Below are 26307 nucleotides of genomic sequence, written 5' to 3'. Positions count from 1 at the left end.
AGAGAAAATTGATTTGGCAGAGATGGAGGAAATAGGTATGGTTTCAGTAAATGACTTAAAAACAGGGTTAACTGTAGAAGTAGAAGGGGATATCTGGCAGGTTGTAGATTTTCAGCATGTGAAACCCGGTAAAGGCGCGGCGTTTGTAAGAACGAAGCTCCGCAGTCTCCGCTCGGGAGCAACACAGGAAAAGACATTCCGGGCCGGAGAAAAGATTAACCGGGCCCATATCGAAAACAGAAATATGCAGTATCTGTATTCCAGTGGGGACATTCATACATTTATGGATATGGAGACATTTGACCAGATTGAATTGACAAGTGACCAGATCGAATATGAAAAGAACTTCCTTAAAGAAAACATGGAAGTAAAGATTATGTCTTACGGATCCGAGACCCTCGGACTCGAACTGCCGAATAATGTGGAACTGGAAGTGGCGGAGACAGAGCCCGGTGTGAAAGGGGACACTGCTTCCGGCGGATCGAAACCGGCCATTCTGGAAACAGGATACAAAGTACAGGTGCCCTTTTTTGTCAACGAAGGAGAAAAACTCGTCATTGATACGAGAAAAGGTGAATATGTCTCCAGAGCTTAACCCCAAAGCCTCCGGCTCACCGGAGGCTTTTTTTTTGTATATGGACCACCTCAAGGGTTTGCTTCAGCGGTTCTAGCTGTTTTTCCATTGAATAAAATGTACAAAACGCTTTGGAGGACAACCAATGGAACAAATTTTGTCCCTTCTTCCGGTTCATCTTCATTCACCGTTGATTTCTGCACTGGAGACAGGGGCCGTCGAGGAAATAAGATTGAGGATTCACCAGGCGGTGGAAGTGACTTCCGCTGGAAAAACCGTGTTTTTAACGGACGACAATGGACGGTTCTATATCATGAGAGAGGAGGATATGGAATATACATTACATCAGCTGAGCGAATATTCCCTGTACGCTTTTCAGGAAGAAATGAAACAGGGTTATATTACCACCAGAGGGGGGCATCGTGTCGGTATCGGCGGACAGGTGGTACACGAAAATGGTGTAATTCAATCCATCAAGCATGTCCGCTATTTCAATATCAGACGGGCAGCGGATCACCCGGGGGCCGCCAGGCCGTATGTAAAACGGCTCCTACAGGTGCCCTGCAGTCATACGTTGATATTTGGTCCGCCCCAGGCGGGAAAAACCACGTTTCTCCGTGATCTGGCAAGATCTGCCAGCGATGGAATGCCGGATTGGCAGATTCCGTCGAGAAAAGTAGCGATTGTGGATGAACGCTCGGAGATTGCAGCCTGTTACCGCGGGGTACCCTCCTTTCCAGTGGGAAAGCGGACAGACGTGCTCGATGCCTGTCCGAAAGCGGAGGGAATGATGATGATGATCCGTTCCATGAGTCCGGATATTATTATTGTAGATGAAATCGGGAGGCAGGAGGATGCCGATGCTGTCATGGAAGCTGTACATGCAGGTGCTGCCGTTTTCTGCAGCGTGCATGCCGGTTCATTTCAGGAACTCCGGCAGCGTCCGGTCCTTGCTGAGCTTCTTCGAGCTTCTGTGTTCCAACATATTCTTCAAATCGAACGAAAAAAAGGACAAGTCAAAGCGACAATGGAACAATTCGTATGAAAAGCAGGGAGGATCAGGATGAGCTGGCTTGGAGCAGCATTTATTTTAACCGCTTGTACGTGGGCGGGATTCGAATTTTCCAGAAAACTGACCGAACGTCCCCGGCAGCTAAGGCAGTTAAGAACGGCTCTGCAGAGTTTTGAAGCAGAAATCATGTACGGCATGAGTCCTCTGCCGGAAGCAAGCCGGAAAATGAGCAGTCAGCTCCCGCCCCCTGTTTCCTTTCTGTTTCTTCACTTTTCGGATTACCTGAAACGCGGGGAACGGAATGTCGATGAAGCGTGGACGAAAAGTCTGGAAAGCGTCTGGCCCTATACGGCACTTGCCTCCCGTGAAAGAGAAATTCTGGAACAGTTCGGGACCACGCTCGGCAGATTTGAAAAGACGCAGCAGCAAAAGCAAATAAGACTTGCAATGATACACCTGGAAAAAGAAGAACAGGAAGCAAAAGAAAATGAAAAACGTTACGAAAAAATGTCAAAATCGCTCGGATTTCTCGCCGGGCTCCTTATCATAGTCATGTTCATGTAGCGGTGGGTTTTCGCTGCAGGAAGGAGGGACAATAGTGGCCTATGACGTAAATACAATTTTTCAGATTGCCGGTATCGGCATAATCGTAGCAATGATCCACACGGTACTGAAACAAATGGGAAAGGAAGACTGGGCACACTGGGTCACCCTCATCGGCTTCGTGGTCGTCCTTTACATGGTCGCTTCCATTATCGATGAACTATTCCAGAAGATTAAAAGTGTTTTTTTGTTTCAGGGATAGGAGGCGGTGGCTATTGAAATCGTACAGGTCGTCGGTTTCGGTTTGATCGCCGTATTTTTAATTATCATCGTCCGTGAACAGAATCCTGCACTTGCTTCAGCTATCGCACTTGCAGCGGGCGGCATGATCTTCCTTTTCGTTACGGTTCCGCTGCAGTCGGCGGTGGAGCTGATTGCTGCACTTTCCGGACAAGCCGGGATTAATCATATGTATATCCAGACATTATTAAAAATCATCGGCATTGCCTACCTTGCTGAATTTGGCGCTCATCTGGCACGCGACGCCGACCTGGAATCCATCGCTGCCAAAATAGAACTGGCCGGCAAAATGCTGATTATCATGCTTGCCGTTCCGATTTTTCAGGTATTGGTTGAAACAGTGATGTCTCTGCTTCCGGGTGGAGTGTAAGGAGATGAAAAACATGAAGTACCGGGCTGCGCTCCTTGTATGTGTGATATGTGCAGCTGCCTCCTTTTTTCTGCCGGCTGTATCCGCCGCCGATATGAACATGGATGAAGGAAGAGAAGAGGTACAGGATATCAAAGAGAGCCAGATGGAAGAGGTAAACCTGGGTGATATTACGGAATATTGGGAAAATATCAATAATGAATACGGTGCCTATTTACCGGAATCACAAAAAGGACCACTGCAGGATTTTCTCACTGGAGATAAACAGTTTGCCCCCAAAGAATGGGGAGGTGCATTTCTGAAGTATATTTTTCATGAAGTGACCGCAAACGGAAAATTAATGGGTACCCTCCTCATTCTGGCCGTATTCAGCGCTGTGCTGAAAGCCCTGCAGAATGCATTTGAAACAGAAGTTGTAAACAAAGCGGCCTATGCCGTTGTTTTTCTCGTGTTTATTGTTATTGCTTTAAACAGTTTTTATCTTGCCATGAATTATGTGGAAGAAACGGTAGGAGGAATGGTTCATTTTATGATCGCCCTGCTGCCGTTAATGCTTGCACTGCTGGCTTCAAGCGGGGCGGCCGCATCTTCAGCTTTGTTTCACCCGCTCGTCGTGTTTCTGGTGCAGTCGAGCGGTCTGCTTATTGAAAATCTAATTTTGCCGCTCCTGTTTTTTTCTGCCGTTATCAGCATTGTCAGCAGTCTGAATGAACATATAAAGTTGACGAAACTGGCTGATCTGCTTCGCAGGACAGCGATGGGTATTCTGGCTTTGTTTTTCACAGTATTTCTCGGGGTGATTTCCGTTCAGGGGGCAACAGCGGCGGTGACAGACGGTGTTGCCGTCCGGACAGCGAAGTTCATTGCAGGAAACTTTGTGCCGGTGATCGGACGGGTGTTTACCGACGCTGCAGATACCGCCCTTGGCGCTTCCGTTCTCTTGAAAAACACTGTCGGCCTCGCCGGGCTGTCGATTCTCTTTCTTATCTGTGCGTTTCCCGCCGTTAAGATACTGGTGATCAGTTTTATTTTTCATTTTACAGCAGCAATTGTACAGCCGCTGGGGGACGGGCCGCTGCTTGAAGCACTATCGGTTCTTGGGAAGACTCTTTTATCAATGTTTGCGGCTTTGGCAGCGGTCTCCTTTATGTTCTTTCTGGCGCTGACACTGATCATCGTATCAGGGAATATTTCTTTAATGGTGAGGTGAGAGGATGGATATATTTCATGAATGGATGAGCCATCTGATTATTTTTCTGCTGGCTGCCTTTTTACTTGAACTTCTTCTCCCTTCTTCTTCCTTTCAGAAATATGCAAGACTTGTGCTGTCGTTTATTTTGATGCTTCTCATTATCGAACCTCTTATTGAAATCACCTCACTTGACGCAGAACAAAAGGTGAAACAAACGATGAACGAATGGAGAAAGGAGGCTTTTCAGGTTGGCTCGATGGAGTCGGAAATTGATCAGCAGAAAAACGAAATAGAATCCGGACAAGATGCATATATTTCACAACAGGTATCCAGACGCCTGCTGGAAGAAGTTGAAGAAGGCGTTCAGGAACAATGGGGATGGGAGGTGGAAAGCGTATCAACAGAAACTTCCGGAGACAACGGTGCAGAAGGACCGTTGTCCGTTCGGGTTGTTCTTCGTGATAAGAGTGAAGAAAGAAAACAGGAGAGCGGTGGAATAGAGCCCGTTCGTATTCATGTTGACAGTGATGAAACAGATGATGCCGGGAAGAAACAAGGCAGCTTGAACGATATCCGCACATATCTGGCTGAAACGTGGGAAATGCAGGAAGAGAGAATTGACATTTCTATAGTGGAGGAGGGGGATCGTGGAGGATAAGAAAAATAATATCTCCATTAAAAAGCTGAAAGAGTGGCTTGGACGCGGTGAGGACAGGTCTTCTTCCAAAACTTCTGTTCCTTTGTATCTGGGCATTCTACTTTTGGCGGGTATTATTTTCATGGCTGCCGGTGCGTTTACCGGCGGGGAAGAAGAAACAGAATCACTGCCGGGGCCGACACCGGATTCAGAAGAGACAAGCCGGGAGAACCCCCCTTCATCCAATACAGAAGAGATAGAAAAAGAAATGCAGAACAGACTGCAAACCATGCTGGGAAACATTTCCGGCGTTCAGAATGTCACAGTTATGCTGACGCTGCAGAGAACAGAAAAAAATGTATATGAAAAAGATCGTACCCTGCGGCAGCAGACTACAAATGAAGAAGACCAGGAGGGGGGAACGCGTGTTCTTGAAGAAGGGACATCTGAAGAACAGCTTGTCATTGTACAACAAGACGGGGAAGAATCACCGCTTCTTCTCTATAAAGAAAAACCAAAAGCAAAGGGGGTGCTTGTGGTTGCCGACGGTGTAGAGGATCTGGAAGTGAAAGAATGGGTGGTGGAAGCTGTAACCAGAGTGTTGGATATTGCTCCTCATAAAGTGTCCGTGTTACCGAAAGATCAAACGGAAGGGGAATGAGAATGGTGTTAAAAAAACAGACAGTCTGGCTGATGACAATGATCAGTTTAACTATTGTGCTGGCCGTTTATTATGTAACATCACCGGAAGATACAGCTACAGAAGACACAACAGACCAGGAAGAAACGGCATCGGTAATGGAAGATGAAGAGCTGGCTGAGTGGCTCTCGGATGAAGAAATGGAAACGGCGGTGGAAGAAACTGACCCTGCAGAAGGTGAAAACCCGGACCAGGAGGCAGCAGCGCCGGAAGAAACGACGGACAACCTTTTCAGTGAATTCCGGATGGAAAGAGATGAATCAAGAAGCCGTCTTCGGGAAGAATATACAGAAACGATTGCTTCAGAAGACTTTTCAGCTGCGGAGAAGAGTGAAGCTTATGAAAAAAGGGAAGCATTGGAAGAACAGCAGCACCGTGAAAGCACACTGGAGAATTTGATTGAGGCGGAAGGGTATGAAGAGGCAGTTGTGATTCCCAACGAAGAAAACACCCGGATCATTGTTGCGGCAGAAACCTTATCGGAAACGGATGCAGCAGCATTGAACCGGCTCGCTTATGAACAGCTGGGTGAACAGGAGGTGGTGATCGGCCACCGCGCGGCAGGTCAGAACTAATTGTTGAAAACCTGTATTTCCATACCTTATTGGGTGGATACAGGTTTTTCTTTTTTGCGAAGCATGCTGGAGGATATAATGAAAAAAAGGCGTCGGCATGATATAATTTAACAGGATACAGCAATGTATGATCAGTAAAGGAAATGAGGAGAGATTGTTCATGGAATGGGCGGACTTAACCGAAGGTGCCAAGGCGGTGCTGGAACAGACAAGAAACATGAAGAATGATCAAATACAGATCGTTGAATTTGAAGTGGGATTCGAACATGAATACGGAGAGGGAGACAACACCTACACGGTTTCCATTCAGGAAGATGATTACGAGAACTTGAAGAAGTTCACAAAAGAAAATGAATACGGGGATAAGTATCATATGGCCCGTAATAAAAATATTGTAAAGATCATTCTGCTTGAAGACGGGAAAATTCCGGATAATCTTTCGGAGTTTCCGGTATTTCGACAGTACAAATTTGATTATATTCAGAAGAACGAAGAATCCGGAGACGCGGAGGAGACATCAGAAGAAAGTGAAGAAGATCAGGAGTAATAAAGCGGTAAACGGTTCAGCTGAAACAGCCCTGGAGGTGAAAGGCGTGAGTGAATACCGGATGATCGATCTTGAAGAGGAAAAAAACGAACTGGGGAGTATTGAGATATCCCCTGAGGTCATTGAAGTGATTGCCGGTCTGGCAGCCTCGGAAGTGGATGGCGTGTATGCGCTCAGGGGGAACTTTGCGGCTGGTGTAGCCGAACGGTTCGGCAGAAAAAATCACGGTAAAGGTGTCAAGGTGGAACTGCTGGAAGACGGAGTGAACCTCGATGTTTCACTGCAGCTGCAATACGGAGTGTCTGTTCCGGAAGTGGCAGCAGAAGTGCAGACCAATATTCAACAGGCTCTCGAGACAATGACTTCCATTACCGTTGAAGCGATCAACGTACATGTGCTCGGCATTCAACTGGAAATACAGGAAGAAACGCAGCAGGTCTGAAAGGGCACGGATGAAAAGAAGGAGTAAAAGCAATGAATCGACGTTTAGCAAGACTGCGGGCAGTGCAGATATTATATCAAATAGATCTCACCCAGACGCAGTGGGAGGAAGCATTGGAAAACACCCTTGAAGATGATGAAACAGCGGATGATTTTCTTCTGGAAGCTGTTCAGGGTACGTTGAAACATGGGGAATCCATTGATGAAGCTGTCCGGAATCACCTGGAACACTGGACGCTGGAAAGGGTGGGAAATGTGGACAGGGCGGTGCTCCGTGAAGCTGTTCACGAGATGATGCATATGGAAGAAATCCCCCTGCATGTCAGTGTCAATGAAGCGGTGGAAATCGCAAAAGCTTTTGGAGGAGAAGAATCCGGTAAATTTGTCAACGGAGTACTCTCCAGTATTCTGCAAAGTTATGAACGATGAAGGAGGAACTTTTATGGCAGCGGAAATTATAAGCGGGAAGGAAGTGGCGGCAAGTCTCCGCGGACAGATTAAGGAAGAAGTGCAGTCACTTCGGGATACTGTCACACCGGGTCTTGCTGTAATTCTGGTCGGGGACAACCCGGCTTCCAGGTCTTATGTAAAAGGAAAAGAGAAGGCGTCTGCCGAGGCAGGCATCTATTCGGAACTGACAGAAATGACGGCAGATGTATCAGAAGAAACACTTTTAAATAAAGTGCAGGAGTACAATGATAACCCGGACATTCATGGGATCCTTGTGCAGCTTCCGCTTCCGGACCACATATCTGAAAAGAAGGTCATTGAAAGCATTTCTCCGGAAAAAGACGTGGACGGCTTCCATCCGATTAATATCGGACGCATGATGACGGGGCAGGACGCCTTTCTGCCGTGCACTCCTTACGGCATTCTGCAGATGTTAAAATATAAAGACATTCCCGTCGAAGGAAAGCATACCGTTATCATCGGCCGGAGCAACATCGTCGGCAAACCGGTCGGCCAGCTGCTTCTGAACGAAAATGCAACGGTTACATACTGTCATTCTCGAACTCCTGATCTAAAGCAGTTCAGTGCAGCAGCGGATATTGTGATAGCCGCTGCCGGAAAGGCTGAATTTGTCACGGAGGAATACATTAAAGACGGAGCTGTCGTGATTGATGTGGGGATGAACAGAAAAGAAGACGGTTCCCTGTGCGGAGATGTGGCGTTTGATGAAGTAAAGGAGAAAGCTTCTTTTATTACACCGGTTCCCGGCGGTGTGGGCCCTATGACCATTACCATGCTGTTATATAATACCCTGCAGTCGGCGAAAAGATTGGCGGCAGGTGAACAGGAAAAATGAGTCTGGACGGGCAGTGGCTTACGGTCTCCCAGCTCACGACAAGAGTAAAAAAAACCATTGAAATGGATGATCAGCTTCAGCAGGTGTGGCTCCGTGCTGAAATTTCCAATTTTAAGAAACACAGCCGCGGGCATATGTATTTCACCTTAAAAGATGAAAAGGCGAAAATTTCAGCTGTGATGTTTGCGGGGAACAACCGTAAACTGTCCTTTGCACCTGAAAACGGCATGAAGGTGCTGCTTAAAGGACATGTGTCGGTATATGAACCATTCGGTCAATACCAGCTTTATGTACGGGAAATGGAACCCGACGGGATCGGACAGCTGTATATCCGGTATGAACAGCTGAAAAAAAGCCTTGAGGAAGAAGGCTTATTCAGTGAAGAGCGGAAAAAGCCGCTGCCGGCATTTCCCAAAGAGATCGCCGTGATTACTTCCCCTACGGGAGCGGCGGTAAGGGACATAATAACGACATTGAAACGGAGATTTCCCCCGGCCCGGATCACTCTTTTCCCGGTGCTTGTTCAGGGGAAGGAAGCTCCTTCTTCCATTGTCCATGCCATGGACCAGGCGGACTCCGGGTCCTTTGATGTCATACTGTTTGGAAGAGGCGGGGGTTCGATTGAAGAGCTGTGGGCATTTAATGAAGAAATAGTAGCACGGAAGATTGCCGCTCTGACGACGCCGGCTGTATCTGCTGTAGGGCATGAAACGGACTTTACCATATCCGATTTCACGGCGGATGTACGTGCTGCCACCCCGACAGCGGCTGCTGAACTGGCTGTACCTGTATTGTCCGAATGGACAGCCGCTCTGGAACAGCTGAAAGCAAGGATGTTCCGTGCTTTGAAAACGACAACGGACAGAAAAAGGGAGAACCTGAACCGTCTGGACCGGTCGTATGCTTTCCGCTATCCCTCCCATCTGCTGAAACAGAAGGAACAGGAATTGGACAGACTGCTCGATCGTATGGACAAAAGCCTGGAACAGCGTAAAAAAAACGGAGAAAGGTCGCTGCAGTCTTTAACAGCCCGGCTGCAGCGCCGGCATCCCAGCCGCCTGCTTGAAAAAGAAAAAGAGAGGCTCTCCTCTCTTCATGCGCGTGCCGATAAATCCGTGGCCCGTATAGCAGCGGATAAACGAAGTCAATTTCAGCATGTGCTGCAGAAGCTGCGCATTCTCAATCCTCTGGATATCATTGACCGGGGATACCAGGTCACCTATACCCAATCAGGTAACCTTTTGACTTCCATCTCGCAGGTAAACAAAGGAGATGAGATCACCATGTATCTCCGGGATGGACAGGTTCGTGCGGATGTAGACAGCGTATCGGAAGCAGAGCTCAAGGACAGGTTCAACGAAAAAAACAGGGAAGGAGGCGGTTATCATGAGTGAAGAAGAAAACCAGCAGGAAGACGTATCTTTTGAACAGGCTATGGAAAAGCTGGAAAAAATTGTAGAGAAACTGGAAGAAGGAGAAGTTCCACTTGAAAAAGCCATAGCGATGTATCAGGATGGAATGACTTTATCGAACACCTGTCATGAAAAGCTTCGGCAGGTGGAAGAACAGATGGACCGGATCGTGGAAGAGGACGGCGAAATAAAGCCTCTTACGACAGAGGGGGAGACAGAGTGAGCCTTCCGGAATTGAAACAGTTCATGGATATCCATAAAAAAGAAATTGATCAGAGACTGCCTTCATATATTGATGCGATGGAAGGACCCGACACCCTGAAAGAAGCGATGACTTATTCCATACAGGCGGGCGGTAAAAGGGTCCGCCCTCTTTTAATGCTCGCGGCGGTATCGGCTTTCCGCAAGGTGGAAGAGCAGGATTATCAGGCCGCATGCAGTGTGGAAATGGTCCATACATATTCCCTTGTACATGATGATCTGCCGGCCATGGACGATGATGATTACCGGCGCGGTATGGCGACAAACCATAAAGTGTATGGAGAAGCTTTTGCGGTTCTTTCAGGAGACGGCCTGCTCTCAAAAGCTTTTGAAATGATCAGTACATTAACTCATATCAGTGCGGAGAGGAAACTCAGGCTGGTTACTGAATTGTCAAAAAGCTCCGGACTTGAAGGGATGGTCGGCGGGCAGGCTGCCGACCTGGAAGGAGAAAACAGAAGCCTGGAACTGAAGGAGCTGGAATATATCCATGACCACAAAACCGGAGCCCTTCTTACGTATGCCGTTACGGCAGGAGCTGTTCTTGGAGACGCACCGGAACAGGATATCGAAAAACTGAAAATCTTTTCCAGGGATTTAGGCCTCGTTTTTCAGATCCGGGATGACATCCTTGATATTGAGGGAGATGAAAAGGAAATGGGAAAGGCTTCCGGAAGCGATGCAGGAAGCAATAAAAGCACCTACCCCAGTCTATTGACGATGACAGGTGCAAAAGAAAAGCTCATCTTCCACGCTGAAAAAGCAAAATCCTCTCTTCCATCTGATTCTTCGTACACATCACTTCTCCGGGATTTTGTCGATTATGTGGCAGAACGGGTTCATTGACGCATACGGCATGAGGGTATCATTTGTGGTGTTTCTCTCATTCATGATATAATCAAGGTAACAAAATCGGATGGTGCAGTATTCTAGTCGATTCTCCATTCTCGAGGGCGGGCCTAAAAATCCGCTGAAGGGCATATCGATGAAGTTCCTGGTGTCGGCTCGAGGCGCCCAGCCTTGGGTCGATGCTGGGAGTAAAGGTGTAAGGGCGATCCACAAAGGCATGTGGGCGTGAACCCTTTCACCGCGGAGGCCTTTTCTTCATTGAAAAGGTAAGACCTGCAGTGCGGGCCGAAGGGAAGGTCTGCTTGCAGCGTAGCCTGCCTTGAGTGGAGCTGCGGGGAAGAAGGCAGATAGGAAGATAATAACGCTTGGCCGGCGGTTATCTTCCTATTTTCTGAAACCTGCTCTGCAAAAGAGGCTAAGAGAGTGGCACGGAATTGCCGAGGAAAACTCCTAGACTGTTCCAGATGGACGGATGAAGTGGATTGCAGTGTGTTCTAAGTGGTAATCCAGTCTGATGTGCGGCAACGCCATCAACCGGCCTTTAAAGGGAAACCGCCGGAACGGCGACGATCCGGCAGGCCGGTGGGAAAACCTACTGGACCTAAGACACAATGTTTACTCTTCATGCCGGCCATCCGGTTTTTACATAGCTTTAGTATGTCCAATGTCTTCAAAAAATATCAGGTGATACGTAAAAAATGAAAAGTATCTGGAAAGAATCTATACGATGGAGTCGTTTTATTGCCGTTATCACGCTGGTGTTAGCGGCTATTTTTTCAATGGTTTCCACCGCTTTTCTCTCCGGAGTCGGATGGGCGGTCGGCATGCTCATTGTATTCATTATTGTAATGACGGGTGTGTTTTTTGATATGATTGGGGTGGCTGCCACAGCCGCGTCGGAAAAGCCTTTTCACGCCATGGCCGCCAAAAAACTGCCCGGTGCCTATCAGGCCATGTTAATAACGAGAAATGCGGATAAAGTAGCCAATTTCTGTGCAGACGTAATCGGCGACATTTCCGGTGTTGTAAGCGGTACAGCCGCGTCAGCGGTTGTTCTGCAGCTTACGTTTGCCGCAGGCGCCGGTGACGGCAGCTCACTGCAGTTTGTACTGAATGTTATTTTCACGGCTGTGGTGGCCGCACTGACAGTAAGTGGGAAAGCTCTCGGCAAAACCTTTGCCATCACAAAATCAACGTCTATTATATATCAGGTCGGCCGAGTCATTTATATCAGTGAAGATAAGCTGAAAATAAAAATATTTAAGAAGAAAGAAAAAAACATGTAGACCATATTAAACTCCGAAAGTGAGGGTTCACTTGATGGACGTAAACATGATACAGGATCCGGCATTCATCAAAAACTGCAGCCGTACCGAATTGAAGGAACTGGCCGGAGATATAAGAGATTTTCTTATTCAGCAGCTCTCGGTGACAGGCGGCCATCTAGGGCCGAATCTTGGAGTAGTGGAACTCACCCTTGTCCTGCATGCTCTGTATGAAAGTCCGGAAGATAAACTGGTATGGGATGTGGGCCACCAGACATACGTTCATAAGATTCTGACAGGCAGAGCCGGGCAGTTTGATACGCTTCGGAAGTATCAGGGATTGTGCGGTTTTCCTAAACGCAGCGAAAGTATCCATGATATATGGGAAACCGGGCACAGCTCCACCTCTCTCTCGGCAGCTATGGGTATGGCTGTGGCTAGAGACATAAAGGGAACCGATGAACAGGTGGCGGCGGTTATCGGGGACGGCGCCCTCACCGGCGGCATGGCGCTCGAAGCACTGAACAACATCGGCCATCAGCAGACCAACATGACGATCGTGCTGAATGATAATGAAATGTCCATCGCCCCAAATGTTGGAGCTCTCCACAGTATTCTCGGCCGTCTGCGCACGATGGGCAGATATCAGAAAGTAAAAGACGATCTCGAATACCTCATCAAAAAAATCCCGGCTTTCGGAGGGAGGCTTGCTTCAACAGCGGAACGGCTGAAAGACAGTCTGAAGTACCTTCTTGTTTCCGGTATGTTTTTTGAGGAACTCGGATTTACGTATCTCGGTCCGGTGGACGGCCATGATTTTGAAGATCTCACGTCTAACATTAAATATGCCCGTGATACGGATGGGCCTGTTATTGTTCACGTACTGACGAAAAAAGGAAAAGGATATGGTCCTGCGGAAAAAGATGCTAAAGGCACATGGCACGGTCTGGGTCCTTATAAGATCGAGTCGGGGGAAGTCGTGAAAAAACCGGGACCGCCTGCTTACAGTGCAGTTTTCAGTAATACCCTCCAGCGGATTGCTGCCGGAGACAACAGAGTGGTTGCCCTCACAGCTGCAATGCCGGGAGGGACAAAACTGGATCAGTTCAAAGAGGTGTTTCCGGACCGCATGTTTGACGTCGGGATTGCCGAGCAGCATGCCGTAACAATGGCAGGGGGACTTGCCACGCAGGGAATGAAGCCGGTATTTGCTGTATATTCCACCTTCCTGCAGCGCGGGTACGATCAGCTTGTGCATGACGTCTGCAGGCAGAATCTGAACGTGTTTTTCGGGATTGACCGGGCCGGACTTGTCGGCGCGGACGGGGAAACCCACCAGGGCGTTTTTGATATTGCTTATTTGCGGAGTCTTCCGAACATGACCATATTGATGCCAAAAGACGAAAATGAACTGCAGCATATGATTTATACGGCTTATCAGCATGATGATGGTCCCATTGCCGTGCGCTATCCACGCGGAAACGGGTACGGGGTGGAGATGGATGATAATCTGATGAAGCTGGATATCGGGAAATGGGAAGTAGTGAGAGAAGGAGAGGATGCCGTCATATTAACCTTTGGTACCATGCTTCCTGTTGCAGCCGAAGCAGCGGAACAACTTGCAGGCGACGATATATCAGTACGGGTTGTGAATGCCTGTTCTGCAAAACCGCTTGACAAAGACATGCTTAAACAGCTGTATGACGAAAATAAACCAGTACTCACACTGGAAGAAGCGGCGTTAAAAGGAAGCTTTGGAAGTGCTGTTCTTGAACATTTTCATGATCATGGATGTCACGGAATGGTCATCGAACGAATGGGGATTCCGGACTGGTATATTGAACACGGCAGTGTTCCGGAGTTATATGAAGAAATAGGACTAACCGCTGAGGAAGTGCAGAAAAATATACAGGCTCTTCTTCCCACGACGCAGAAAAGAGCGTGACCTATGAAAAAGGAAAGAATCGATACCCTCCTAGTGGAACAGGGATTTTTTGACTCCCGGGAGCAGGCAAAACGAGCGGTGATGGCGGGTGTCGTTCTGGCTGATGATGTGCCGGTAGATAAACCCGGGACAAAAATCAGCCGTTCGGCCCTGCTCCGTCTTAAGGGAGAGATCCAGCCATATGTAAGCCGCGGCGGCCTGAAACTGGAGAAGGCACTCGACGTTTTTCAGATCGATCTGGAAGGAGAAATATTTCTCGATGTCGGTGCTTCAACGGGAGGATTTACGGACTGCGCTCTGCAGCACGGGGCTTCGTTTGTATATGCCGTGGATTCAGGAACCAATCAGCTGGCGTGGAAACTGCGCAGTGACGAGAAAGTAAAAGTAATGGAACGGTATAATTTCCGTTATGCGGATCCCCAAGACTTCCAGCCGCGCCCCACCCGCGCGGCTGCTGATGTGTCTTTTATTTCCCTGAAACTTCTTCTTCCGCCTCTTACCGGCGTTCTTGCAAATAACAGCGAATTGAGCCTGCTCGTCAAACCTCAATTTGAAGCAGGCAGAGAACATGTAGGTAAAAAAGGAATAGTCCGTGATCTTTCTGTTCACCGGGATGTGTTATCCGACATTACGGAGTTTGCAGAATCGACCGGCTTTGCTGTCGTATCTCTGGATTATTCCCCGATCACAGGTGGAGACGGCAATATAGAATACCTGCTTCATCTTTTATGGAATCCCCCTCAGATACCGGAACATCATGTCCGCCGGGACATTTTCCGGGTAGTGGAACAGGCCGGAGATGCGTATGCTCATTAAGAACGCGGGCTGTTCTGATTTAACATCCCTTTATTTTTAATCACCTCATTGTATAATTATAAATTTTTGGGTATGATGTACATATACATCAAAAATTGAAACAGGCGGGGATGATGACATGAATAAAGGACAACGACATATTAAAATCAGGGAATTCATTTCCGAATATGATATCGAAACGCAGGACGAGCTGGTCGACCGGCTGAAAAAGGGCGGATATAATGTTACCCAGGCGACGATCTCCCGTGACATCAAAGAACTGCATCTTGTCAAAGTTCCGACGGCGGATGGACGCTACAAGTACAGTCTGCCGGCGGATCAGCGCTTCAATCCGCTGCAGAAACTGAAAAGAGCGTTAATCGACAGTTTTATCGGCATTGACCAGACCGAAAATTTAATTGTCATGAAGACTCTGCCCGGAAATGCGAATGCAGTTGCTGCCCTTATCGATAATCTGGATTGGGAAGAGATCATGGGGACCATCTGCGGGGACGATACGATACTGATCATCTGCCGGGAGAAGAGTCAAACGAGTGCCATGATCGACCGGTTTTTAGACATGCTTTAATTCTTTTGGATCGAGGTGCTGTCATGCTCGAAGAGGTCACTATAAAAAATTTCGCCATTATTGAAGAACTGACGGTCCGGTTTACGGATGGCCTGACGGTTCTTACCGGGGAAACCGGAGCGGGGAAATCGATCATCATTGATGCCATCGGTCTGTTGATGGGAGGACGGGGATCGGTGGATTATGTGCGCCATGGAGAGACGAGAGCCGAGATCGAAGGGCTGTTTCATCTTGATATTTCTCATCCGGCCCGGTCCGTTCTGGAACAGACCGGAATTGAAATGGAAGAGGATATGCTGATTATGCGCAGGGACATCACCGATAAAGGAAAGAGCATCTGCCGGATGAATGGGAAGCTTGTTACACTGGCTGTCCTTCGTGAAGTCGGGCAGTCTCTGGTCGATATTCACGGGCAGCATGAACATCAGGATCTGATGCAGCCGGAAAAGCACCTCTCCATTCTGGATCGTTATGCTGGACAGAAAGTTCATGATACATATCAGGATTATCTGGCAAGGTACCGGAAATTTACGCAGCTGCAAAATGAATGGAAAAAATGGCAGGAGAATGATCAGGAAACCGCCAACCGCCTGGATTTTATCCGCTACCAGCTCGATGAAATCGAACAGGCGGAGCTTGTTCCTGGAGAAGATGAAGAACTCGAGAAAGAAAAGTTTATTCTGGCTAATGGAGAAAAACTGTATACACAACTTGGGCACGCCTATGAGAGTCTGTACGGTGAAGGCAGAGCTATGGACTGGGCAGGCCTGGCTGTAAATCACGCGGAAGAGGCGGCGGCTGTTGATGACGAAGTGAAACCGGTGATGGAATCTCTGCAGACAGCCTATTATTCGCTGGAAGAAGCCACGTTTTCTCTCCGAGATCGAATGGATGCTGTTTCCTTTGATCCGGAACGTCTTAATGAAATCGAATCAAGGCTGGAGGAGCTGAAAAAGCTGAAACGAAAGTACGGAGACTCGGTCACGGACATCCTGGCGTTTGCTTCCAGACTGGAAGAAGAGATTGAATCCCTTTCGAATAAGGAAGAAAAAATGGAAGAAATGGAAAAAAAACTTCATGAAACCGTGCTTGACCTTCAAGCGGAAGCTGAAACTCTTACCGATCTGAGAAAGCAGGCGGGGGAAAAGCTTGCGGAAGAAGTAAAACAACAGCTTCAGGATTTGTTTATGGAAAATGCGGTTATGGAGGTGCGGGTCTCGCCGGCAAAAAAAGGTTCATCGTATGAATCGGAACATAATGTTTTGGTATTTAATGAAAACGGACAGGATGAGGTGGAGTTTTTGATGGCTGCCAACGCCGGAGAACCATTAAAGCCATTATCCAAGACAGCCTCAGGCGGGGAACTGTCCCGGATTATGCTTGCACTGAAAACGATGTTGTCCGGTTATCAGCACGTCACGTCGATTATTTTTGATGAAGTCGATACAGGGGTGAGCGGACGTATTGCACAGGCGATTGCCGAAAAAATTTATAATGTCTCCCGCGGAGCCCAGGTATTGTGTATTTCCCATTTACCCCAGGTGGCGGCAATGGCCGACACCAATTTGTATATTGAAAAACAGGAACAGAATGACCGGGTAACAACGAATATAAAACCACTTCAGGACGAGCAGAAAACGGACGAAATTGCCAGAATGATCTCCGGAGTGGAAGTGACCGAATTAACCAGAGACAATGCACATGAATTATTGACGATGGCGGAAAAAATCAAAACCAATTCATGAAAAGCCGACCTTTTTTGGTCGGCTTTTTTTATACTGCCCGCTTATAAATCAAGATATCCGAGGCAACATTAGAAGTACAACAAAACAATATATGCGGGGCTGAGGAGGATGCAGGAATGGAACGGGGGAGAAAAGCCGCAGGAATTATTTTATTGGCCGTTTTTGTAACCATTCTAATGAATGATACAGTACAGTCATATTTGCAAATACCCAATCAGGTGACGACGTTTGAGCAGACAGATAAATATATAGAAGAAGAAGGAAAAATACGAGGCAGTCAATGGGAAGTTACAGAACAAACCCCTTATTTCGCAGCAGTTAAGGCAGGTACACTTCCGGCTAAACGGATTAATATCCAAAAAATCCCTGAGCTGCGCGTCATACCGGGGGGAGATTCAATCGGAGTCAAACTTCAGTCTGAAGGTGCAATGATTGTCGGGTTCCACGATGTCTCCAGTGAAAAAAGGAGATTTTCTCCGGCAGAAGAGGCAGGACTACAATCCGGCGATCAGATTATCGAAATCGATGGAACAAAAATCAGCGGTCTCGAAGATGTTGTCTCGATCATGGAAAATACAGATAAAGATAAAGTAAAGGTTAAAGTGAAAAGAAAAAAAGAGACGTATGATGTTACGGTGAAGCTTCACGAAGGAAAAAACGGGTATGTCATGGGAGCTTATATCCGCAATGCAGCGTCCGGAATTGGTACGCTCACTTTTTATGAACCGGAGCATGGGAAATTTGGAGCGCTGGGACATGTTATTGCAGATTCAGATACGAATAAACCGATCACGGTGGAAAACGGTAAAATCATGAAATCGAACGTTACATCCATTCAAAGGGGAATTGATGGCAATCCGGGAGAGAAGAAAGCATCGCTTTCCAGAGACGAAAAAGCACTCGGAAATGTGACGAAGAATACGTCTTTTGGCGTATTCGGCAAGCTGCAGCCGGAAAGAACCGCAAACCGTGAACCACTGCCGGTCGCTTTTGCCGATGAAGTACAAACCGGTCCGGCAAAGATGATGACAGTCGTGGAAGGGGAAAAAGTGGAAGCTTTTGATATCGAAATTGTGCAGTCCATTCCTCAAATGAAAGCAGCTTCAAAAGGGATGGTAATCAAGGTGAAAGATGAAAAACTGAAGGACAAAACGGGAGGCATTATACAGGGGATGAGCGGCAGCCCCATTATTCAGGATGGCAAAATCGCCGGAGCGGTGACACACGTTTTTGTGAATGATTCGATGTCCGGTTATGCCTGTCATGTCGAATGGATGCTTGAAGAAGCAGGAATAGACACCTTCCGGAAAAAACGGGAAGGTGCAGCGTAACGAAAAAGAGGCGGGACGAACAGATCCCTCCTCTTTCTTGTTTTTAAAGTCTTTTTATTACTCTTGATAAATATGGTAACATAAACATAGTAAAATAAAGATTTTTCGACAAAAATAATGAATAAAAGAAAGTAAAACGTCGAAACAAATCGTAAACGGAAGAAAAAAGAAGATGAGTGAAGCTGATCAATAAATTTAAATAAATTTGAAAAATATGAAGGGTTATCGGTATTGTTGTTGAAATAGAATACTGGGAGAAAATTCATGTATTTACTATGAGGAGGTACGTGTTGGTGAATAGCAATATTAAAGTATGTGTAGCGGATGATAACCGGGAACTCGTTGGATTATTGAATGAGTATATCGGTGCTCAGGAAGACATGGAAGTGGCAGGGTACGCCTATAACGGGCAGGAGTGCCTGAAAATTGTGGAGAACTCCACTCCGGACGTTCTCGTTCTGGACATTATTATGCCGCACCTTGACGGGCTCGCTGTGCTCGAAAAACTATATACAGCTGCATCGCCGATGCCGAAAATTATTATGCTGACCGCTTTCGGCCAGGAAGAAGTGACAAAGAAAGCAGTCAACCTTGGCGCATCGTACTATGTGTTAAAGCCGTTTGACATGGAAACCCTGATATCCAACATAAGAGAAGTGAGCGAAGAGCAGATGTCTTCTTTTGTTCCAAATCACAGTGTCATCAAAGAAACAAGAAATGAGCCGGAAACGATTAATTTAAGCCAGAGTATCACAAACATTATCCATGAGATCGGGGTCCCTGCCCACATCAAAGGTTATATGTATCTGCGCGAAGCGATAACAATGGTATATAATGACATCGATCTTCTCGGCTCGATTACGAAGGTGTTGTATCCCGATATTGCAAAAAAATACGACACGACATCAAGCAGGGTCGAGCGTGCCATCCGCCACGCCATTGAAGTGGCATGGAGCCGCGGCAATTTTGAATCCATTTCGAGGATGTTCGGTTACACCGTAAATGTATCAAAAGCCAAGCCTACAAACAGTGAGTTTATTGCGATGGTGGCTGACAAATTACGCCTGGAACACAAAGTGAGCTAAAAGACAGAAAAGGCCGTTCTGATGAACAGAAACGGCCTTTTTGTTCTTTATTCCAATTTATCGATGTAGGAATCAAACAGAGCGGCAAGCCTGTAATTTATAGGTCTCATCTGTTCAATCCGTTCTTTTTCCGGATCATATTGAATGGTGTACTGTTCTCCGTTATAAGAGCTGACATACATATCATACCCGTGTCTGGATTCCATGTACTGAAACATTTTCCTCCTCCTTCAGCTTCCTTTCTGTTTATAAAATGGCACTTTCCTTCGTCATATATGCATGGTCTGCCTTGTCTTTTGTCCATACTAATCACAGGAGGCGGATCGAGTGAAAATATGGAAAGGCAGTGCCCAGTATCATGAACAAACAAAAAGGCTTGTTCAGTGTATTCATCCAGGAGATATTGCAGTTCTTTCCCACAAAGACATTGATGCCACAGCGGCGGACAGCTTAATCAGGGCGGATGTACAGGCAGTACTGAATGACAAAACGTCGATGAGCGGTTCCATTCCGCAGGACGGAGTGCAGCGCCTGGTGGACCACCATATTCCTGTATTTGATATCCATGCTTCTGGTATCGGTCCCTGTATCCATGGCAGAACGGTTGAAATTCATCAAAACAAATTGTATCTGCGCTACAGCGGCAGATTGATGGAAATGAGCTTACTTACCCGGTATACCCGTAAGCTTATCGAAAGACTGGGAATTAGAGCGGAAATGCAGCGCACCTGTCTGATGGAAGCATTCTTTGAAAACAGCCTTCACTTTGCCGGGAAAGAACTCCCGGACTTTCTGGAGCAGTGGCATTCCTGGGAGCAGGGGCATTCACTTGCGGGAAAGGATGCCTGTATTGTAATCCGGGGGGCGGATTACGTGAAGGATCTTCAATATGCCAGAAAATACATTTTTCCGCCTGATCTCTGTCGGATTGCTGTCGACGGAGCGGCAGATGATATGCGGAGGATAGCGTTTGCCCCGGACTATATTATCGGAGATATGGATTCTGTCAGTCATGCATCTATGAAATGCGGAGCAAAGCTGATTGTGCATCAGGGCCCGGATGGAGATGCCCCGGGTCTGGATCATCTCCTTGAACATAACATGAGTGCCCGGACGGTCCAGTTTGTAGGATTAAGTGAAGATGCTGCAGCCGCTTTCGCTTTGAAAGAGGGGGCGGAACGGATTTTTATGGTTGGAGGACACCGTGATATGGAGGAATACCTTTGCAAAGGAAGACCGGGAATGGGATCTTCCCTTCTCATGCGGATGCTTGCCGGAAGCCGTCTGATTGATCTGAAAGGTATTCATTATGTTCAGGATCGGAGAAGAAATATGCGGAATATTCGATGGCGGGAAAAATTCCGGAATGCGGTTTTCCTGAAAGAAAAGGAGACGTTACGGGGGTTGGAAGGAGGAGATGAAAAGTCGTGAATGTCAGTGTGATCATTCCTGCGTTTAACGAAGAAAAACATATCCGGGCGACCATCCAGGCTGTCAGAAAAGGCGGCTGGGCCCAGGAAATTATCGGTGTTAATGACGGCAGCAGCGACCGTACCGGACGATTGATGGAGCATTACTGCGATACAGCGGTTTCCTTCATAAAAAATCATGGAAAGTCAGCAGCGGTAAAAGCCGGGTGGCTGGCAGCCAGAGGAGAGGTTATTGTCACATTGGATGCAGATCTGGGTGAAAGCGCGGTTCACGGAAAAACTCTCCTGAAACCGATCCTGGAAGAATCGGCGGATCTTGTTATAGGGACAGTTCAAACAGAAGGAAAAGCAGGGATGGGCCTTGTGAAAAAAAGAGTACAGCATGTTCTGAAAGAACGCTGCGGCTTTACCCTCGAGATGCCGCTTTCCGGACAACGGGCTTTTCTGCGCAGGCACCTCCCTGTATTTCAACATATACAGGCCGATCGTTTCGCTCTTGAAACGATGATGAATCTGCATGCTTATCAGAGCGGACTTTCTATTCAGGAGATAGATGTTCCTTTTACTCATGAAGGAAAAGGATCAGGGCTGTCAGGTTTCATACACCGCGGGAGGCAGTGGCTGGAGGTGGAGCGTTGTTTGAGGAAATACGGACACTTATATTCTGCACCGCGCTAATGATGCTCTACGGTGCGGCTGTCTTCACGCTGTTCCATTGGATGGATTGGAAAAAGGTGAACTACAGAGGGGAACCGGTGGCGTTATCAGCCGGGGTTTTCCTGTTTCTGTTTGTGTGGATGTTTGTTCTGTATCATCAGACAATGGAAACACTAATCGTTTTTCTGTATACCGTTTCTGTCTGGACAGCAGGCTGGATCGATGACAGCATGGGAACGGCCTATCCTAAAGGAATACGGGGGCATCTTCGTCTGCTCCGGACAGAACAACAGCTTACGACCGGTGTTGTGAAAATAGCTGTGATTGTGTCAGCATCAGCGGGTGCGGCTTTGTTTCTTGAACAGGAAGTGATACGTAGAACAGCCGCCTTTCTCTTATTTCTTCTGTCGCCTCACGTATGTAATCTGATGGACACAAGGCCTTTAAGGGTGTGGAAATGGTCTGCCCTGCATGGTCTCTTAATCCTGTTTTATATAAATGAAAACGCTCTTCTTACTGCCCCGGCCGCCGCAGGTGTGTTAGCTGCGGGAGCCGGAGTGTGGGCGGTGATGGAAGGGATGGAGCGCAGCATGCTCGGCGATAACGGCGCCGCTCTCGCAGGGACGGCTCTCGCCTGGTGCGGGGTTATCATTCTTCCACTTTCCGTGCAGATCTTCTTCATTATCATCTATATCCTGCTTACCCTCTCTGCGGAATATGTCTCGTTCCACCGCATCATTGGGCAGTCACCTCTGCTTTGTGCCATCGATCAATTTGGAAGAAAAAAATAGGGTGGATTTATTTTGATTTTTTCGTGCGGCGGATGCCGGGTTTATTGTTTTTCCGGTCTCTGTGCAGGACAAAACCGGATATGAACCAGATTCCAAAAACGAGAAGCAGCGCCCCGGCGGCAAACTGCATCCAAAGGAACGGAAATGGGGGCTGCAGAATCTGAAACAGCGTATCTCTCATCAGTTTAATGCCGAGTACAGAAAGAAAACCGGGAAATACAAGTATTAATAAAGCGATAATCCGCATGAACATTCTCCTTGATTGAATCAGGTCGTTAGTCATAAAGGCGTACTGCAGAAAGGTGCAGATTCAGCCTTTATTGTCAAATGTATTGTAAGGGATGAAAGGCGGCGGCGCAAGTTTCAATTCTCCTGTACATGAAACAAACAGATAATGTTAAAATGAAGTATTAGGAAGTAATACTTCATTTTTGCTGGAAGAAATACCATTTCACATGCTATGGTTTTTACATAAACAAATGGAATGAACGGATGAGGAGGAAACGAAGTGCCCAAAGAATATGACCTGGTCATTATAGGAGCTGGTACCGGTGGATATACCGCTGCGGTGAAAGCGTCACAGGAGGGCCTGAAAACCGCCGTAGTTGAAAAGGAGCGCGAAGGAGGAACCTGTCTTCATCAGGGTTGTATCCCGAGCAAATCCCTGCTCGAAAGTGCAAAGAAATACAGGGAAATGAAACATAGTGATCAATACGGGATTACGGCCTCTGAGGTCACACTGCAGTTCCAAAAGGTGCAGGAAAGAAAAAACAGCGTCGTGGATCAACTTTACCGGGGCGTACAAAGTCTTATGGAGAAAGGAAAAATTGATGTTTATAAGGGAACCGGCCGAATACTGGGACCTTCCATATTTTCTCCGAGGGCAGGGACGGTTTCTGTCGAACTGGAAGACGGATCGGAAAATGCGATGCTGCTTCCAAAACATGTTATGATTGCTACAGGTTCCAGACCGAGACAACATCCGGAGGTGAAAGCTGACGGCGAACGAATTTTGACATCCGGCGATGTCCTGCAAATGGACACTCTCCCGTCCTCGATGGTGATTGTAGGAGGAGGTGTGATCGGTGTTGAGTTTGCTTCGATGCTGACTGACTTCGGTGTGGAAGTAACCGTTCTCGAATATGGGCCCCGGCTGCTTCCGCAGGAAGATCTGGAGATTTCAAAGGCCATGGAAAAAGCGCTGAAAAACAGAGGTGTCCATATCTATACGAACAGCAGCGTGACAGAAGAAAAAGAAACATCAGCCCATTTGGTTACGCTGCACGTGGAGCAGAAAGAGCAGGAACTTGAGCTTTCCGCAGAGAAAGTTTTACTATGTATAGGGCGGAGTGCAAATATAGAGGATATCGGGATTGAAAACACGGATATTGAAACAGAACATGGTGCCATCGTTACGAATGAAGCCGGACAGACGAAAGAATCACACATCTATGCAGTTGGTGATGTCAAAGGAGGCATGCAGCTTGCCCATACGGCTTCAAAAGAAGGAATAAACGCAGTAGAACATATTCTTTCACGTGAACCGGCGCGGCTGGATCGAGCCGGGGTTCCCAGATGTACCTACAGCTATCCCGAAACAGCAGCTGTCGGCAGGACGGAAGAAGAAGCAAGGAGCAGATATACATCGGTAAAGACATCTCATGTTCCGTTTCAGGCTTTAGGGAAGGCCGTTGTGCAGGGAGAGACCCAAGGTTTTGCAAAATTTGTTGTTAATGGGGATAATGATGATGTTCTAGGAGTGCACATGATCGGCAGCGGCGTCACCGAATTAATATCCGAAGCCTCCCTCGCCAGCCTTGTGGATGCTTCCAATCTTGAAATGTCCGAAACCATTCATCCTCACCCGTCGCTGTCTGAAATATTCGGGGAAGCCGCCCTTGATGTAGAAGGGAAAGCCATTCATCTATAAATAATGATCGCAGGAGGTAGTAGACATGTCCTCACCCACATACGAACAGCTCGGTTTGTCGGAAAGCCGGGTGCTGTCCATGTATGAAACAATTCTTTTGGCAAGAAAAATAGACGAACGAATGTGGCTGTTAAACAGAGCCGGCAAGATTCCATTTGTTGTGTCATGCCAGGGACAGGAAGCTGCACAGGCAGGAGCGGCAATGGCGCTGGATAAAGATAAAGATTATATTCTTCCTTATTACCGGGATCTGGGCCTGGTGCTGCATTTCGGGATGACTCCGGAGGAGCTTATGATGCAGGGATTTGCAAAAGCGCCGGATCCCAATTCGGGGGGAAGGCAGATGCCGGGTCATTTCGGACAGAAGAAAAACAGAATTGTCACCGGTTCCTCTCCAGTGACGACACAGCTTCCACACGCAGCCGGGTTCGGCCTTGCTGCCAAAATGGAAAAGAAAGATTTTGTCACATTGGTCAGTTTCGGAGAAGGATCAGCCAGTCAGGGAGATTTCCACGAAGGCGCCAACTTTGCAGGCGTACATAAACTGCCGGTCATTTTTTTATGTGAAAACAATAAATATGCCATTTCTGTCCCAATGGACAAACAGTCCGGGTGCGAATATGTTTCGGAAAGAGCTTCGGGATATGGTATGCCGGGCTTTACGATTGACGGAAATGATCCGCTGGCCGTCTATGAAGCAGTCAAAAAAGCAGCAGATCGTGCGAGAAACGGAGAGGGGCCGACGCTTATTGAAACAGTCTCCTACCGTCTCACCCCGCATTCCAGCGATGATGACGACAGCTTTTACAGGACGAAAGAAGAAGTGGAGCAGGCAAAACAGGAAGATGCCGTTTATACCTTTTCTGCCTATCTGAAAGAATGCGGCGTACTGACCGACTCCAAAGAACAGGAAATGCTGGACCGGATGAAGCAGGTCGTGGACAAGGCCACAGAGAAAGCAGAAGAGGCACCGTATGCGGATCCTGAAACGGTGCTTGACTATGTATATGCAGATCAAGGCGGTGATTCGACTTGGCAGTAATGACATACATTGAAGCTGTTACCGCAGCCATGCGTGAAGAAATGACGCGGGATGAAAAAGTGTTCGTCCTCGGCGAAGATGTCGGTGCCCGCGGCGGGGTTTTCCGCGCTACGGAAGGCCTGTATGAAGAGTTTGGAGCAGAAAGGGTGCTTGACACTCCGCTTGCAGAATCTGCGATAGCAGGTGTCGGCATTGGCGCGGCGATGTATGGGATGAGACCAATTGCTGAAATGCAGTTTGCCGATTTTATCATGCCGGCCGTTAACCAGATTATATCTGAAGCAGCCAAAACGAGGTACCGCTCCAATAATGACTGGAGCTGCCCGATTACGATACGTGCCCCTTACGGCGGCGGTGTACACGGAGCCCTGTACCATTCCCAGTCGGTAGAATCCCTGTTTGCCCACGTTCCAGGACTGAAAATCGTCATGCCTTCTACACCTTACGATGTCAAAGGTCTGCTGAAAGCCGCGGTCCGTGATCCGGATCCGGTGCTGTTCTTTGAGCATAAGAGGGCTTATCGTCTGATAAAAGGTGAGGTTCCGGAAGAAGATTATACGCTTCCAATCGGTAAAGCAGATGTAAAAAAAGAGGGTACGGATGTAACGGTCATCAGTTACGGACTTTGTCTCCAATTTGCCATGCAGGCAGCGGAAAAGCTGGAGGATGAAGGTATTTCCACTCATATCCTGGATCTGCGCACTGTATATCCGCTTGATCAGGAAGCGGTCATTGATGCGGCTTCAAAAACCGGCAAAGTACTGCTTGTAACGGAAGATAACAAAGAAGGGAGCCTTATGGGCGAGGCGGCCGCAGTTATCGGCGAGCACTGTCTGTTCGATCTGGATGCCCCGGTACAGCGGCTGGCAGGTCCGGACGTACCATCCATGCCCTACGCTCCGCCGATGGAAAAGTACTTTATGATGAATCCGGAAAAAATTGAAACAGCTATCCGGGATTTAGCGGAGTTTTAGGAGGTTTAA

31 protein-coding genes are annotated in these 26307 nt (G+C 47.6%); 29 read left to right on the top strand and 2 right to left on the bottom strand.

Annotation, left to right across the window (positions count from 1 at the left end; translation table 11 throughout):
* The first annotated feature begins 37 nt into the window (after positions 1 to 37).
* The 23 genes from efp to spo0A all read left to right on the top strand — a co-directional run bounded on the left by efp (position 38) and on the right by spo0A (position 19474).
* Positions 38 to 595, top strand: coding sequence for an elongation factor P (gene efp / locus ACW9JV_RS10540; protein ID WP_457334023.1), 558 nt, complete (start codon positions 38 to 40; stop codon positions 593 to 595).
* 124 nt (positions 596 to 719) lie between these two features.
* Positions 720 to 1619 (top strand): stage III sporulation protein AA, encoded by a 900-nt coding sequence (spoIIIAA, locus tag ACW9JV_RS10535; protein WP_457334021.1) that lies wholly within the window; start codon positions 720 to 722, stop codon positions 1617 to 1619.
* Positions 1620 to 1637: 18 nt separating this feature from the next.
* Positions 1638 to 2150 carry a stage III sporulation protein SpoIIIAB gene (spoIIIAB, locus tag ACW9JV_RS10530; protein ID WP_457334019.1) on the top strand — a complete coding sequence of 171 codons (513 nt, stop codon included), beginning with the start codon at positions 1638 to 1640 and terminating at the stop codon, positions 2148 to 2150.
* A 34-nt stretch (positions 2151 to 2184) separates the two neighbouring features.
* Positions 2185 to 2391 carry a stage III sporulation protein AC gene (gene spoIIIAC, locus ACW9JV_RS10525; RefSeq protein WP_026700262.1) on the top strand — a complete coding sequence of 69 codons (207 nt, stop codon included), beginning with the start codon at positions 2185 to 2187 and terminating at the stop codon, positions 2389 to 2391.
* Between the two features lie 12 nt (positions 2392 to 2403).
* The gene (spoIIIAD, locus tag ACW9JV_RS10520) at positions 2404 to 2799 is read left to right on the top strand and encodes a stage III sporulation protein AD (RefSeq protein ID WP_457334713.1); all 396 of its coding nucleotides are present in this window, start codon (positions 2404 to 2406) and stop codon (positions 2797 to 2799) included.
* A gap of 4 nt (positions 2800 to 2803) precedes the next feature.
* Positions 2804 to 4009: a stage III sporulation protein AE gene (gene spoIIIAE / locus ACW9JV_RS10515; RefSeq protein WP_457334016.1), complete on the top strand. Its 1206-nt coding sequence runs from the start codon at positions 2804 to 2806 to the stop codon at positions 4007 to 4009.
* Positions 4010 to 4013: 4 nt separating this feature from the next.
* Positions 4014 to 4649 carry a stage III sporulation protein AF gene (gene spoIIIAF, locus ACW9JV_RS10510; protein ID WP_457334014.1) on the top strand — a complete coding sequence of 212 codons (636 nt, stop codon included), beginning with the start codon at positions 4014 to 4016 and terminating at the stop codon, positions 4647 to 4649.
* Complete coding sequence (gene spoIIIAG, locus ACW9JV_RS10505) at positions 4639 to 5289, top strand: stage III sporulation protein AG (protein ID WP_457334012.1); 651 nt, start codon at positions 4639 to 4641, stop codon at positions 5287 to 5289. The genes spoIIIAF and spoIIIAG overlap by 11 nt, the downstream gene beginning before the upstream one ends.
* 2 nt (positions 5290 to 5291) lie before the next feature.
* Entirely contained in the window at positions 5292 to 5903 is a 612-nt protein-coding gene (locus ACW9JV_RS10500; RefSeq protein WP_457334010.1) for a SpoIIIAH-like family protein, read from the top strand.
* A gap of 160 nt (positions 5904 to 6063) precedes the next feature.
* Positions 6064 to 6450, top strand: coding sequence for a hypothetical protein (locus ACW9JV_RS10495; protein ID WP_457334008.1), 387 nt, complete (start codon positions 6064 to 6066; stop codon positions 6448 to 6450).
* Between the two features lie 46 nt (positions 6451 to 6496).
* Positions 6497 to 6892: an Asp23/Gls24 family envelope stress response protein gene (locus ACW9JV_RS10490; protein WP_457334711.1), complete on the top strand. Its 396-nt coding sequence runs from the start codon at positions 6497 to 6499 to the stop codon at positions 6890 to 6892.
* A 32-nt stretch (positions 6893 to 6924) separates the two neighbouring features.
* Positions 6925 to 7320: a transcription antitermination factor NusB gene (gene nusB, locus ACW9JV_RS10485; protein ID WP_457334006.1), complete on the top strand. Its 396-nt coding sequence runs from the start codon at positions 6925 to 6927 to the stop codon at positions 7318 to 7320.
* A gap of 13 nt (positions 7321 to 7333) precedes the next feature.
* Complete coding sequence (folD, locus tag ACW9JV_RS10480) at positions 7334 to 8197, top strand: bifunctional methylenetetrahydrofolate dehydrogenase/methenyltetrahydrofolate cyclohydrolase FolD (protein ID WP_457334004.1); 864 nt, start codon at positions 7334 to 7336, stop codon at positions 8195 to 8197.
* A complete protein-coding gene (gene xseA, locus ACW9JV_RS10475; RefSeq protein ID WP_457334002.1) occupies positions 8194 to 9591 on the top strand; it encodes an exodeoxyribonuclease VII large subunit in 1398 nt (465 codons plus the stop codon). Before folD ends, xseA begins: the two co-directional genes overlap by 4 nt.
* Entirely contained in the window at positions 9584 to 9832 is a 249-nt protein-coding gene (gene xseB, locus ACW9JV_RS10470; RefSeq protein ID WP_457334000.1) for an exodeoxyribonuclease VII small subunit, read from the top strand. Before xseA ends, xseB begins: the two co-directional genes overlap by 8 nt.
* A 23-nt stretch (positions 9833 to 9855) precedes the next feature.
* Positions 9856 to 10716 carry a polyprenyl synthetase family protein gene (locus ACW9JV_RS10465; RefSeq protein ID WP_457334708.1) on the top strand — a complete coding sequence of 287 codons (861 nt, stop codon included), beginning with the start codon at positions 9856 to 9858 and terminating at the stop codon, positions 10714 to 10716.
* A gap of 701 nt (positions 10717 to 11417) precedes the next feature.
* Entirely contained in the window at positions 11418 to 12005 is a 588-nt protein-coding gene (locus tag ACW9JV_RS10460; protein WP_457333998.1) for a hypothetical protein, read from the top strand.
* A 34-nt stretch (positions 12006 to 12039) separates the two neighbouring features.
* Entirely contained in the window at positions 12040 to 13929 is a 1890-nt protein-coding gene (gene dxs / locus ACW9JV_RS10455; RefSeq protein ID WP_457333996.1) for a 1-deoxy-D-xylulose-5-phosphate synthase, read from the top strand.
* Positions 13930 to 13932: 3 nt separating this feature from the next.
* The gene (locus ACW9JV_RS10450; RefSeq protein WP_457333994.1) at positions 13933 to 14745 is read left to right on the top strand and encodes a TlyA family RNA methyltransferase; all 813 of its coding nucleotides are present in this window, start codon (positions 13933 to 13935) and stop codon (positions 14743 to 14745) included.
* Positions 14746 to 14863: 118 nt separating this feature from the next.
* On the top strand, positions 14864 to 15313 hold the full coding sequence (gene ahrC, locus ACW9JV_RS10445; RefSeq protein ID WP_457333992.1) for a transcriptional regulator AhrC/ArgR: 450 nt from the start codon (positions 14864 to 14866) through the stop codon (positions 15311 to 15313).
* A gap of 23 nt (positions 15314 to 15336) precedes the next feature.
* Positions 15337 to 17058 carry a DNA repair protein RecN gene (recN, locus tag ACW9JV_RS10440; protein ID WP_457333990.1) on the top strand — a complete coding sequence of 574 codons (1722 nt, stop codon included), beginning with the start codon at positions 15337 to 15339 and terminating at the stop codon, positions 17056 to 17058.
* Between the two features lie 116 nt (positions 17059 to 17174).
* On the top strand, positions 17175 to 18389 hold the full coding sequence (spoIVB, locus tag ACW9JV_RS10435; RefSeq protein ID WP_457333988.1) for a SpoIVB peptidase: 1215 nt from the start codon (positions 17175 to 17177) through the stop codon (positions 18387 to 18389).
* Between the two features lie 293 nt (positions 18390 to 18682).
* A complete protein-coding gene (spo0A, locus tag ACW9JV_RS10430) occupies positions 18683 to 19474 on the top strand; it encodes a sporulation transcription factor Spo0A (RefSeq protein WP_457333986.1) in 792 nt (263 codons plus the stop codon).
* Positions 19475 to 19521: 47 nt separating this feature from the next.
* Here spo0A and ACW9JV_RS10425 read toward each other — a convergent pair whose 3' ends face one another.
* Entirely contained in the window at positions 19522 to 19692 is a 171-nt protein-coding gene (locus tag ACW9JV_RS10425; RefSeq protein ID WP_457333984.1) for a hypothetical protein, read from the bottom strand.
* 109 nt (positions 19693 to 19801) lie between these two features.
* On the opposite strand from ACW9JV_RS10425, the gene steA reads away from it, so the two are divergent.
* Genes steA through ACW9JV_RS10410 form a run of 3 tightly spaced genes read left to right on the top strand, consistent with a single transcriptional unit; the run spans position 19802 to position 22352 of the window.
* Positions 19802 to 20905 carry a putative cytokinetic ring protein SteA gene (gene steA, locus ACW9JV_RS10420; RefSeq protein WP_457333982.1) on the top strand — a complete coding sequence of 368 codons (1104 nt, stop codon included), beginning with the start codon at positions 19802 to 19804 and terminating at the stop codon, positions 20903 to 20905.
* On the top strand, positions 20902 to 21582 hold the full coding sequence (locus ACW9JV_RS10415; protein ID WP_457333980.1) for a glycosyltransferase family 2 protein: 681 nt from the start codon (positions 20902 to 20904) through the stop codon (positions 21580 to 21582). The genes steA and ACW9JV_RS10415 overlap by 4 nt, the downstream gene beginning before the upstream one ends.
* The gene (locus ACW9JV_RS10410) at positions 21540 to 22352 is read left to right on the top strand and encodes a hypothetical protein (RefSeq protein ID WP_457333978.1); all 813 of its coding nucleotides are present in this window, start codon (positions 21540 to 21542) and stop codon (positions 22350 to 22352) included. Before ACW9JV_RS10415 ends, ACW9JV_RS10410 begins: the two co-directional genes overlap by 43 nt.
* Before the next feature lie 7 nt (positions 22353 to 22359).
* On the opposite strand, the gene ACW9JV_RS10405 is transcribed toward ACW9JV_RS10410, so the two are convergent.
* Positions 22360 to 22599, bottom strand: coding sequence for a DUF2627 domain-containing protein (locus tag ACW9JV_RS10405; RefSeq protein ID WP_457333976.1), 240 nt, complete (start codon positions 22597 to 22599; stop codon positions 22360 to 22362).
* A 261-nt stretch (positions 22600 to 22860) separates the two neighbouring features.
* Between ACW9JV_RS10405 and lpdA the strand changes: the two genes are divergently transcribed.
* Genes lpdA through ACW9JV_RS10390 form a run of 3 tightly spaced genes read left to right on the top strand, consistent with a single transcriptional unit; the run spans position 22861 to position 26298 of the window.
* Complete coding sequence (gene lpdA, locus ACW9JV_RS10400) at positions 22861 to 24282, top strand: dihydrolipoyl dehydrogenase (protein WP_457333974.1); 1422 nt, start codon at positions 22861 to 22863, stop codon at positions 24280 to 24282.
* A 25-nt stretch (positions 24283 to 24307) separates the two neighbouring features.
* Complete coding sequence (locus tag ACW9JV_RS10395) at positions 24308 to 25324, top strand: thiamine pyrophosphate-dependent dehydrogenase E1 component subunit alpha (RefSeq protein ID WP_457333972.1); 1017 nt, start codon at positions 24308 to 24310, stop codon at positions 25322 to 25324.
* Positions 25315 to 26298: an alpha-ketoacid dehydrogenase subunit beta gene (locus ACW9JV_RS10390; protein ID WP_457333970.1), complete on the top strand. Its 984-nt coding sequence runs from the start codon at positions 25315 to 25317 to the stop codon at positions 26296 to 26298. The genes ACW9JV_RS10395 and ACW9JV_RS10390 overlap by 10 nt, the downstream gene beginning before the upstream one ends.
* Positions 26299 to 26307: the final 9 nt, after the last annotated feature.

This window comes from Salibacterium sp. K-3 (assembly GCF_054052005.1).
This window is presented reverse-complemented; position numbering and strand designations above follow the sequence as displayed.